Below are 9,749 nucleotides of genomic sequence, written 5' to 3'. Positions count from 1 at the left end.
GCCTGGCTGACGAACAGGCTGTTGGGGTCGCGCATGTCGATCCGGTAGACCACCGGCACCAGCGGCGTGCCCAGGAGCTTCGAGCCCGGGTTCAGCCGGCGCACCACGCTGGCCGGCTCGAACCGGAAGATGAACGTGCCCGCCGGGTCGGCGGCGAAGTCCGACAGCCCGCGCGCCTTGGCCAGCGCCTGCGCCAGGGTGATCCCGTCGGCCTGGAACGGCAGCTCGGTGCTGTTGCCCAGCGCGCCCACCGCGATGAAGGTCTGCGGGTCGCGCACCAGGGTCAGCACGTCGTTGGGCCGCAGGTAGATGTTCTCACGCGGGTTCGACACCACCGTGGTCAGCGGCACCGTGGCGGTGACCGGCCCGCGCGAGAGCCGCACGAAGGTCTCGTTGACCGGCGCGCGGTTGCCGCCCGCGGAGGCGATGACGTCGAGGATGCGGTCGCCGTGGCCCGACAGCGGCAGGCGGGCGCCGGCCGCGCCCTCGCCGGTGACGGTGACCGCCTGGCTGATCGGGCGGGTGACCGAGACCAGCACCTGCGGCTGGATGGCCTTGCCGGCGAGCTCGTTCTCGATGAGCGCCTGCACGTCCTGGGTGCGGCGGCCGGCGACCTTGATGCGGCCGGCATAGGGCACCGAGATGGCGCCGTCGCGCCCGACCGGCTGCTCGGGGATGAGCGCGGACTTCGAGCCGGCGGAGAAGCGGTCGGCGACCAGCGGTCCGGAGAACAGGCCGCCGGAGCCGGCTTCCCAGACGGAGACGGAGACCATGTCGCCGATGCCGATCACCGGCTCGGAGGACGGGCGGTGGTCGCCGAAGGAGGCGAGCAGGCTGTCCAGCGGCCGGCCGCGCAGGGCCTCGACGACGCTCGGGGTGACGTCGATGATCTCGTAGCGCGCCAGAAGACCGCCATCCGCCGTCGCCACCTCGGCGCCGGCCTGGATCATGCTCGCCGTCGGTCCCGCCGCGGGCAGGTACGTGCAGCCCGACGTCGCCGCGACGGCGAGCAGGACGAGGGGAAGATTGCGCATCCAGATGTTGCCCATCGGTATTGCCGAGCCCGTGCCTAGCCCATGGCGGCCCGGGTGTCCGTGGCGGGTGGGCCACACTCCGCAGGCGACGGCCGAGACCGCACTTTCATCCTCGTAAAGCACAGCTTTTTCGGGGCAGGGACGCGGTGTTTTCTGTTTCTGTCTATTGCCGACAGACGGCCTGTCGTGTTGGCGGGTTGGGCTCGTGCAGTCGGGACGACACCGCTCGCGCCGCAGCGCCACCGCCGGCTCCAGCAAGGCCCCGGGCCGCGGGCGGCCCCTCATCGAGCGCCCGGGACGAGTCAGTTCTGGGTCACCGCGGTGCTGATCTGGCCGTAGACCCCGCTCACCCGGGAGGCGTAGGTCCGCAGGCTCGCGGCGGCCACCAGGAAGATCAGGGCGCCGATCAGGGCATACTCGATCGACGTCGCGCCGCGCGCGTCGCGGGAGAAGCGGATCAGCGCCGTCGCGCCGCCGCCGGACAGGATTCCGACCCGTGCGACGGCGCGCCCGGTCCCGTGGCAGCCCGGTTCGCGCCCCGGTTCTTGCATCGTCGAAACCGCCTTCTCGTCACGTTCCGCTGCCCGAGCGGCCTCGTTCCATGACCTGTCGTAGCGCATCCGCCCTTGCCGGCGGCTTAATGCGGTCTTCGAAACTCGGCCGTCGCGCTCTGCCCGGCCAACCTTTGCACCGGAAGATTGGCACCGGGAAGATTGGCACCGGGAAGATCGGCACCGGGAAGAGCGCGCGACCGGATCAGGCCCGACCGGCCTTGTGGCGCAGGTCGTCGATCCGCTTGGAGGCCTCGGCCTTGTCGAGATCGGCCTCGAAGGCCTCCGGCTCCTTGGCCTCCTCCGACAGGGTCTTCAGGTAGGAGGCCTGCGCGCCCGTCATCGGCTCGCCGCCGGTGGTCCACTGGTCCGGGTCCTTGATCTGGTTGGACACGTCCTTCGGGTCGGTCTTGGGGTTCTCCTGAGCCGCGTCCCGAGGCGAAGCGTCTCTCTGCTGGGTCTTCGAAGCAGTCTTGGCCATGACTTCTCTGTTCCTGAAATGTTCTAACTTCCCTGCGCCAACGCGCGCGCCCGGCACGCGGTTCCGGCCGCGCCGGCGGCGTCTTGCGGGGCCGACACGGCCTTTCCTTCCCCGCGCGCGGGCCTATTGAAGAGGTGCTCGGCGTCGCGGGAACGCCTTCGAGCCGCGAGGTCCGGATGACGTCTCAGACGGGGGTGACCGACGAGGCCGCGGCGTCCGCGCAGGTGCTCGTGGTGATGGGCGTCTCGGGATCCGGGAAGAGCACCGTCGCGGCGCTGATCGCCGAGCGGCTCGGCTGGATCTTCGTCGACGGCGACAGCTTCCACACCCCGGAGCACGTGGCCAAGATGCATGCGGGCCACGCCCTCGACGACGAGGACCGCGCGCCCTGGCTGGCGCGGATCGCCACCTGGATCCAGCACCGGCTGGAGGCCGGCAAGTCGGGCGTCGTGGTCTGCTCGGCCCTGCGCCGCGCCTACCGGGACATTCTCACCCGCGGGAGCCGGCGGGTGCGGCTGGTCTATCTCGACGGGGACAAGGCCCTGATCGCCGGGCGCCTCGCGGCGCGCCAAGGCCATTTCATGTCCCCGCGCCTCCTGGACAGCCAGTTCGCCACGCTGGAGGTACCCGGTCCCGACGAACGCCCGATCATTGTCGGGGTCGCGGAGCCGCCCGAGGCCATCGCCGACCGGGTCGTGGCGCAGCTCGCCGCGGAGCCCCCCGTGCGCTCGGGAGCGGAGTGAGCCATGCCTGCAGGATCCGACGGGGCCGCGGGGATCGCCCTGGTGATCTCGGACGTCGACGGCACCCTGGTGACCGGCGACAAGCGCCTCACCGCCGCCACGGTGGCGGCCGTCGGGCGGCTGCGGGCGGCCGGGATCGGCTTCAGCATCGCCTCGGCCCGGCCGCCGGTCGGCCTGCGCAGCCTCGTGGCCGCGCTCGGCCTCGATCTGCCGATGGGCGCCTTCAACGGCGCCAGCGTGGTCCGGCCCGACCTCTCGACGATCGCGGAGCGGACGATCCCCGAGCCGGCCGCCAGGGAGGCCCTCGCCCGGCTGCTGGCCGCGGGCCTCGACGTCTGGGTCTTCGCCGAGGGCGCGTGGTGTCTGCGCGACCCGCAGGGCCCCTACACCGACTTGGAGCGCCGCACGATCGACGCGGAGCCGCGGGTCGTGGCCGACCTCGGCACGCTCATGGGGGCGGCCTCGAAGCTCGTCGGTGTCAGCCGCGACCATGCCCATCTCGCGGACTGCGAGCCCAGGATCGCGGCCGCGCTGGCGGACCGGGCGACGGTGCATCGCTCGCAGAAATACTACCTCGACGTCACGCCGCCCCACCTCGACAAGGGGCAGTTCGTCACCTGGATGAGCGGCCATCTCGGCATCCCGCCCGAGCGGATCGCGACCTTCGGCGATGCCGGCAACGACCGGCCGATGTTCGCCAACAGCGGCTTCTCGGTGGCGATGGGCAATGCCGAGGGCGGCGTGAAGGCGGCCGCCCGCGCGGTCACCGACAGCAATGACGCGGACGGCTTCGCCCACGCGATCGAGCGCCTCATCCTGCCCTGACCCGTCTGCCGTGACCCGTCCGCGCCAGCCCGGCGCCCTCCCCTGCGCCCCGTCCTGTGAGCGGGCGGATCCACCATCGGCCCTGTGGATAACCGTACCGGCTCACGACGGGGCGCCTGCCTGTGGCCGGCGGAGCACAGATGGGGTCGCCGCCCGAGCCGCCCACAGCTTGCCGAAGCGAGGCCGCTTTCCGGCCTCATTTGCCCGCGACCTAGCTTGACCACAGAACAAGCAGAACCGGGTCTCGGAATGCATCGCCTTCTCCTGGCCGCCGTCCTCGCGGTCGCGCCCGCCGCCGCCTTCGGGCAGGCCGCGCGCGACAACATCGACGCGCTGATCGAGCAGCAGGCCAAGGCGAACGGCGTCCCGGCGAGCTTCGTCCACGCGGTGGTCAAGCGCGAGAGCAACTACAACCCGAATGCCAAGGGCGGCAGCGCGCTGGGCCTGATGCAGATCAAGCACGCGACCGCGCGCAGCCTGGGCTATACCGGGGACGCGGCGGGGCTCTACGATCCGGCGACCAACCTGCGCTACGGGGTCGCCTATCTCGCCGGCGCCTACCGCACCGCCCAGGGCAACCTTTCCCAGGCCTACCAATACTACAACCGCGGCTACTATTACGCCGCCAAGCGGCAGGGGATCTCCACCGAGGTCGCGTCCGTGGTGGCGCCGGTGGCGGCCTCGGCGAGCGCCCTGGCGAGCCTGTTCGGCGGCGGCGCGGCCGACGCCAGGAGCCCCGCCGCTTCGGCCCTTGCCTACGCCCCGACCACCGTGTCCGTGGCCGAAGCGCCCACCGAGACGGTGGAGGTGCCGCTGCCGCCCCGCCGACCCGCCGCGCTGGCCGGCGCGACGATCCAGCTCGCGAGCCTCGCGGTCGATCCGGCCGCCGCCGTCGTCGCGCCGGCCGCCGCCGCAGCGCCGAGCGAACAGGCAGCCGCCGCCCAGGCGGTGGAAGTGCCCCTGCCGCCGCGCCGACCGGCCGCCCTCGCTACCGCGGTCGCGACCGCGCCCGCGGCGGCCGAACTCGCCGAGCTGCGCCTCTCGCCCCCGGCCGAACCGGCCGCACCGATGACACCGGCTGCCGCATCAACCCCGGCGGCGGACACGGTCGCCGAAGCCGTAGACGTGCCGCTGCCGCCGCGCCGGCCGTCGGTTCAGATGCTCGCCGCCGCGTCGCCGCGGCGCGCGCCGATCGCCGCGGCCGTGCGCGAGGCGACAGCTCTGCCGATCGAGTGAGCCGGCTCGGACGGGGCGGCCCGACTCCGTGATTGCTCACATAAGGATCATGCCCACGGCTTGACCATCGGGACGTTACGCAACACATAAGCGCCACGCCAGCAACGTGGTTGGACCGGCCCGGCATCGCCCGGCGTCCGGTCTCAGCGGCCGGACAGTGGCGGCGCAACACTGATCCCAGGGCGGGAAACGTCGGCCGCCGCGCGGATGTTCGGGCAACCCTTCGCCCGTTCCGGACCGCGACGCATGATTGATCTCGAAGTGGCAGACATGCAGGGCACGGACTCTGCTTTCGAGCCGGCAGGAAAGCGGACGGCGCCATGACCGGCGTGGTGGAACAGGAATCACTCTTTCTCACGGATCTCGGGCGCCGGGTCCGTCACGCGCGCACCGTGCGCGGGCTGTCGCGCAAGGTCCTGTCGCAGACCTCGGGCCTGTCCGAGCGGTACATCGCGCAGCTGGAGGGCGGCCAGGGCAACGTCTCGATCATCCTGTTGCGGCGGGTCGCCAACGCCATGGGCGTGCGGCTGGACGACCTGATCACCGGCAACGACGCTCTGCCCGACTGGCCGGTGGTGCGCGACCTCCTCGGGCAGGCGAGCCCGGCGCAGATCGCGGCCGCCAAGGAGGCGCTCTCCGGCGGCGCTCGGCCGGAATCCAGCGGACGCGCGAGGGTGGCGCTGACCGGCCTTCGCGGCGCCGGCAAGTCGACCCTGGGCAAGCTCGCGGCCGATCGCCTGGGCTGGACCTTCGTGGAGCTCAATGCCGAGATCGAGCGCGAGAACGCGCTCTCGGTGCAGGAGATCTTCGCGATCTACGGCCAGGAGGGCTATCGCCGCCTCGAGCAGCAGGCGCTGCGCCGCCTGACCGAGCATCCCGGGCCGCTGATCTTGGCGACCAGCGGCGGCATCGTCGCCGAACCGCTGACATACGACCTGCTGCTGCAGGCCTTCTACACGATCTGGCTGCGCGCCCGCCCCGAGGAGCATATGAGCCGCGTGCGCGAGCAGGGCCACCTCGCGACCACGGGCGACCATGCCTCGGCCATGCAGGAGCTGCGCGCGGTCCTGGCGAGCCGCGAGCCGCTCTACGCGCGCGCCCCCGCCACCGTCGACACCTCCAACATCCCGGTCCCGATCATGCTCGACCGGCTGACCGCCGCGATCGAGGCGCGTTTCGGGCAGGCGGTGCCGGCGGCGGGCTGACCCGTCACGCTCCGAGGCTGTGACAGCCATGCCTCCGGCGCAGCCCCGCAGCCGCCCTGACCCTTGATCGATGCGCCGCAGCACACCACGCTAAGCGTAAATCTTTGTTCCCGCATTCTCCCCCCGCCGGGAGCTTCGCGGCGTCGCGCGGCCCATGCGGAGAAGAACCATCCCGCGCCGGAGCTGTGGACGGCCAGCCGGAGCCTCGGACAGGAGCATCCGTCCATGAGCGCCAGCCCTGCCCTCAACCATGAGCACCGCGACTTCGCGGTCCTCGACCCGGTCTGGTCGCGGGTGCGCGCCGAGGCGGAGGAGGTGCTGCACACCGAGCCGCAGCTCGCCTCGTTCATCGTGGCGACCATCCTGAATCACGCGAGCCTCGAAGCGGCGGTGTCCCACCGGGTCGCGGCCCGGCTCGGCCATCCGTCCCTGCCGGCCGAACTGGTCGCCCACGCCTTCCAGGAGGCCATCGCGGCCGATCCTCAGATCGGGCAGGCCTTCCGCGCCGATATCGGGGCCGTGATCGACCGCGATCCCGCGACCCTGCGGGCGCTGGAACCGGTCCTGTACTTCAAGGGCTTCCACGCGCTCCAGGCCTACCGCCTCGCCCATCACGTGTGGAACCGCGGCCGGCGCGACCTCGCCCTCTATCTGCAGAGCCGGATCTCCGAGGTGTTCCAGTGCGACATCCATCCGGCGGCGCGCATCGGGCGGGGCGTGTTCCTCGACCACGCCACCGGTCTGGTCGTCGGCTCGACGGCGGTGATCGAGGACGATGTCTCGATCCTCCACGCCGTCACCCTCGGCGGCACCGGCAAGCAGCGCGGCGACCGCCATCCCAAGATCCGCCGCGGCGTGATGATCGGCGCCGGCGCCAAGATCCTCGGCAACATCGAGGTGGGGGCCTGCGCCCGGGTCGCGGCGGGCTCGGTGGTGCTCCGGCCGGTGCCGCCCAACACCACGGTGGTCGGCGTGCCGGCCCGCGTGGTCGGAACCGCGGGCTGCGACGACCCGGCCCGCGCGATGGATCAGCTCGTCGCCCTCGACCAGTTCATTCACCTCGGCGACGGGATCTGACGGGCGACGGGATCCGGGCGAGCCGGCGCGCACGCCAATTGTCACGATCGGGGCGGCCGCGCTTGCCGCTCCACGGCAGGCGTGGCAAGCCCACCGCCCATAGGCCCACGGCCCATCCGCGGCCGCCGTGCCGCCAGGGAGACGAGACAGCGTGACCAAAGCCGAGACCGCGAAGCTTCAGGACTATCTCCGTCGCAAGTTCGCGAACAACAACATCCGATTGACGGCGATGAAGACCGGCGACTCCGCCGAGGTGTTCATCGGCGAGGAATCGATCGGCGTGATTGCCGACGACAAGGAGGACGGCGACGATTCCTTCGTCTTCCGGATGGCGATCCTCGACATCGATCTCGAGGACGACGCCTGAGGCGAGCGGCGGGTCCCGCGCGATCCCGGCACAGGTTCCTCGCGTCGGTGCCTGTGTACGGGTTAAGGCTAACCGAAGGTATTGCTTAACAACCGGTAAATGACGCGGCTAGACTGCGCGCAACCTGTACAGGAGCGCGAAGAATGGTCGTCTCGCCCACCGTTCTCGAATCGATCCGGACGCTGTGCATCGGCCTCGCGCTGTCCGGGCTGATCGCCAGCGCCTTCGAGCTGTTCGCGGCGCGGCGGGCGAGCTTCAACCTGCTGGAGCGCGGCGGCCTGCCGGCGGTGGCGGCCCTGCCGATGCTGGCCTTCTCGGCCCCCTTCATCATCCTGCGCAACACCGTGCGCGGGCGTCGGATCGAGGGGCGTCCCATGCCGTTCGTCATGCTGGCGACCGTCATCGCCTGCGGCTGGGGCCTGCTCTCCGGCCGCGTCGCCCTCGACCTCGCGGCGATGCTCGTCGGCGCCTGAGCGGCCGCGGCACGAGGGCTCTTACGGCTCGGCGGTCGCCACCTGGGCGGCGCCGTCCTTGCCCTCCAGGGAAACCCAGGCCGGCCCGTCCTGGCCGGCACGCTTGACGAAGCTGTAGCCGGTGCGTCGCCAGGACCGGATCGCGTCGGTCTTGTTGTCGAGCACGAAGTCGCCGCGGTCGGTCCGGACCGTCAGCACCGCGTGGCCCTCGTTGGTCTCGTCGATCACCACGGTCATCAGCAGGGCCCGTCGCGGCAGACCGCGCTCGACCAGCATCCGCCGCTTCAGGAGCTGGTAATCCTCGCAATCGCCGAAGCCGTCATCGGGAAAGTCCCAGCGGTCCACGACGCCCCAATGTGCCTGATCGGTGATGGGCCGGATGCGTCCGTTCACCCGCCGGTTGACGCTCTGCAGGGTCCGCCACACCGCCACGGTGAGCGGGATCGCGGCCGGCTCCGCGGTGTCGACCGTGCATTCCTGCGGGGACCGCGTGCAGAAATCCGTCCAGCCGGCGATCGGGTGTACGGCGCCGGTCGGCTCGGTGAGGGAGGTCTCGTCCGGCAGGACCAAGCGGGCATGGGCGTGGGTGGTAGCGCCGCCGAGGGTCAGGATCGTGCCGACGAGGGCGAAGCTGATCGCCTGTCGCACCCGCCGCGCCGGCCCGGCCCAACCCCGCCACTGGAGCTGGCCGAACGCCTGATCCGAGATCCCGCCATCCGCGTGCCGCATGGTCGAAGTCCCCGCCGCCCGATGATGACGGAAGGGTGACACGGCTTTTCGCGACGCACAACGGGTGCGAGGGGCGTTAGAACGCGTGGGACCACGTAACGGTTCCCTTTTAAAGGAGTGTTGCGTCCGCAGAACTCAAGGCTGCCGCATGCGCCAGGGGAATGGCCGCCCTGCGACTCCGCGGAAGGCCTTGATTTACGACGGCTTTGCCGGCTTCTCAGAAGCGCAGCCGCGCCGGCTCCGGGTCGGCCTCGTCCCGTCGCAACATTCCGGCCACACCGTCGATCGGGGTGCGCCGCGCACCATGAGAAGGATACCGTGATGCAGCCCGCCATCCAGCAGGTGATCAGGGCGCTCGCCGAGGATGGTCGGGCCGGCGCGATCAACATCGCCGAGCACGCGGTGGATTCCTACCTCGCCGGCGCCCCGAGCGAGGGCGACCGGACTCTGTCGCGGGACATCCTGGTCCGCGATCTCGCGAGCCTCCGGGGCATCGCGCCCCACCTCGCCGACTTCATCGGCCGCGTGGAGGCCTACGTGGCGAGCTTGGCCCGGCCGACCCTGAGCCGCGCCGCCTGAGGGCGGTCAGCGGTTTGCGGTGGTGACGGGGGAGGTGACGCCGCCGAGGGACACCCAGGCGACGGCGTCCTGGCTCTCGCGCTTGATGAACACGTAGCCGGTCTTGTGCCAGGGCAGGATCGCGCTGGTCTTGTTGTCGAGCACGAGGTCGCCCCGGTCGGTGATGAGGGTGAGCACCGCGTGGCCCTCGCCCTTCTCGTCGATCACCACGGTCATGCGCATCGCCCGCCGCGGCAGCCCGGCCTCGGCCAGCAGGTGGCGCTTGAGCAGTTGGAAGTCCTCGCAGTCGCCGATGCCGTCCTCGGCCAGGTCCCAGCGGTCGGCCACGTGCAGGTGCTCCTGGTCTGTCATCGGCTCGACCGCCTTGTTGACCCGCCGGTTCACCGACACGATCGTCGCCCAGGTCGACGGCGTCAGGCTGATCCGCGCCGGCTCGCTGCGGTCCACCG

At 71.4% G+C, this 9,749-nt stretch carries 13 protein-coding genes; 8 read left to right on the top strand and 5 right to left on the bottom strand.

Annotated features, from left to right (window positions below):
• The 3 genes from ACLBX9_RS19035 to ACLBX9_RS19025 all read right to left on the bottom strand — a co-directional run.
• On the bottom strand, positions 1 to 1,034 hold a 1,034-nt coding region (locus tag ACLBX9_RS19035; RefSeq protein ID WP_447720043.1), incomplete at its 3' end, for a polysaccharide biosynthesis/export family protein.
• Positions 1,035 to 1,336: 302 nt separating this feature from the next.
• Positions 1,337 to 1,585 (bottom strand): Flp family type IVb pilin, encoded by a 249-nt coding sequence (locus tag ACLBX9_RS19030; RefSeq protein ID WP_010687432.1) that lies wholly within the window; start codon positions 1,583 to 1,585, stop codon positions 1,337 to 1,339.
• Between the two features lie 205 nt (positions 1,586 to 1,790).
• Positions 1,791 to 2,066 (bottom strand): DUF3072 domain-containing protein, encoded by a 276-nt coding sequence (locus ACLBX9_RS19025; RefSeq protein WP_010687431.1) that lies wholly within the window; start codon positions 2,064 to 2,066, stop codon positions 1,791 to 1,793.
• 176 nt (positions 2,067 to 2,242) lie between these two features.
• Between ACLBX9_RS19025 and ACLBX9_RS19020 the strand changes: the two genes are divergently transcribed.
• The 7 genes from ACLBX9_RS19020 (at position 2,243) to ACLBX9_RS18990 (ending at position 7,992) form a co-directional block, all read left to right on the top strand.
• Entirely contained in the window at positions 2,243 to 2,809 is a 567-nt protein-coding gene (locus tag ACLBX9_RS19020) for a gluconokinase (RefSeq protein WP_447720042.1), read from the top strand.
• Positions 2,810 to 2,812: 3 nt separating this feature from the next.
• Complete coding sequence (locus ACLBX9_RS19015) at positions 2,813 to 3,634, top strand: Cof-type HAD-IIB family hydrolase (protein WP_447720041.1); 822 nt, start codon at positions 2,813 to 2,815, stop codon at positions 3,632 to 3,634.
• Between the two features lie 249 nt (positions 3,635 to 3,883).
• A complete protein-coding gene (locus tag ACLBX9_RS19010) occupies positions 3,884 to 4,870 on the top strand; it encodes a transglycosylase SLT domain-containing protein (RefSeq protein WP_010687428.1) in 987 nt (328 codons plus the stop codon).
• A gap of 320 nt (positions 4,871 to 5,190) precedes the next feature.
• Positions 5,191 to 6,075 (top strand): helix-turn-helix transcriptional regulator, encoded by an 885-nt coding sequence (locus ACLBX9_RS19005; protein ID WP_010687427.1) that lies wholly within the window; start codon positions 5,191 to 5,193, stop codon positions 6,073 to 6,075.
• Positions 6,076 to 6,300: 225 nt separating this feature from the next.
• Positions 6,301 to 7,152 (top strand): serine O-acetyltransferase, encoded by an 852-nt coding sequence (gene cysE / locus ACLBX9_RS19000; RefSeq protein ID WP_447720040.1) that lies wholly within the window; start codon positions 6,301 to 6,303, stop codon positions 7,150 to 7,152.
• Positions 7,153 to 7,303: 151 nt separating this feature from the next.
• Positions 7,304 to 7,519 carry a DUF3126 family protein gene (locus ACLBX9_RS18995; RefSeq protein WP_010687425.1) on the top strand — a complete coding sequence of 72 codons (216 nt, stop codon included), beginning with the start codon at positions 7,304 to 7,306 and terminating at the stop codon, positions 7,517 to 7,519.
• 143 nt (positions 7,520 to 7,662) lie between these two features.
• Complete coding sequence (locus tag ACLBX9_RS18990) at positions 7,663 to 7,992, top strand: DUF6949 family protein (protein WP_010687424.1); 330 nt, start codon at positions 7,663 to 7,665, stop codon at positions 7,990 to 7,992.
• Between the two features lie 21 nt (positions 7,993 to 8,013).
• Here the strand turns inward: ACLBX9_RS18990 and ACLBX9_RS18985 are convergent, their stop codons facing one another.
• Positions 8,014 to 8,721, bottom strand: a complete 708-nt coding sequence (locus ACLBX9_RS18985; RefSeq protein ID WP_010687423.1) for a transglutaminase-like cysteine peptidase — start codon at positions 8,719 to 8,721, stop codon at positions 8,014 to 8,016.
• 321 nt (positions 8,722 to 9,042) lie between these two features.
• Between ACLBX9_RS18985 and ACLBX9_RS18980 the strand changes: the two genes are divergently transcribed.
• Complete coding sequence (locus ACLBX9_RS18980; protein WP_010687422.1) at positions 9,043 to 9,300, top strand: hypothetical protein; 258 nt, start codon at positions 9,043 to 9,045, stop codon at positions 9,298 to 9,300.
• Positions 9,301 to 9,306: 6 nt separating this feature from the next.
• Here ACLBX9_RS18980 and ACLBX9_RS18975 read toward each other — a convergent pair.
• A partial coding sequence (locus tag ACLBX9_RS18975) for a transglutaminase-like cysteine peptidase (protein WP_447720023.1) occupies positions 9,307 to 9,749 on the bottom strand: 443 nt, incomplete at its 5' end.

Source organism: Methylobacterium sp. A49B (assembly GCF_053346215.1).
Note: the sequence above shows the minus strand (reverse complement) of the source record. Positions and strands in the feature narration are given on the sequence as shown.

What these genes read in the sequence shown, in the direction of transcription:
- ACLBX9_RS19010 (WP_010687428.1), top strand. Translation starts at nt 3,884, where the DNA reads ATGCATCGCCTTCTCCTGGCCGCCGTCCTCGCGGTCGCGCCCGCCGCC.
- ACLBX9_RS18980 (WP_010687422.1), top strand. Translation starts at nt 9,043, where the DNA reads ATGCAGCCCGCCATCCAGCAGGTGATCAGGGCGCTCGCCGAGGATGGT.
- cysE (WP_447720040.1), top strand. Translation starts at nt 6,301, where the DNA reads ATGAGCGCCAGCCCTGCCCTCAACCATGAGCACCGCGACTTCGCGGTC.
- ACLBX9_RS19025 (WP_010687431.1), bottom strand. Translation starts at nt 2,066, where the DNA reads ATGGCCAAGACTGCTTCGAAGACCCAGCAGAGAGACGCTTCGCCTCGG.
- ACLBX9_RS19020 (WP_447720042.1), top strand. Translation starts at nt 2,243, where the DNA reads ATGACGTCTCAGACGGGGGTGACCGACGAGGCCGCGGCGTCCGCGCAG.
- ACLBX9_RS19015 (WP_447720041.1), top strand. Translation starts at nt 2,813, where the DNA reads ATGCCTGCAGGATCCGACGGGGCCGCGGGGATCGCCCTGGTGATCTCG.
- ACLBX9_RS19005 (WP_010687427.1), top strand. Translation starts at nt 5,191, where the DNA reads ATGACCGGCGTGGTGGAACAGGAATCACTCTTTCTCACGGATCTCGGG.
- ACLBX9_RS19030 (WP_010687432.1), bottom strand. Translation starts at nt 1,585, where the DNA reads ATGCAAGAACCGGGGCGCGAACCGGGCTGCCACGGGACCGGGCGCGCC.
- ACLBX9_RS18985 (WP_010687423.1), bottom strand. Translation starts at nt 8,721, where the DNA reads ATGCGGCACGCGGATGGCGGGATCTCGGATCAGGCGTTCGGCCAGCTC.
- ACLBX9_RS18990 (WP_010687424.1), top strand. Translation starts at nt 7,663, where the DNA reads ATGGTCGTCTCGCCCACCGTTCTCGAATCGATCCGGACGCTGTGCATC.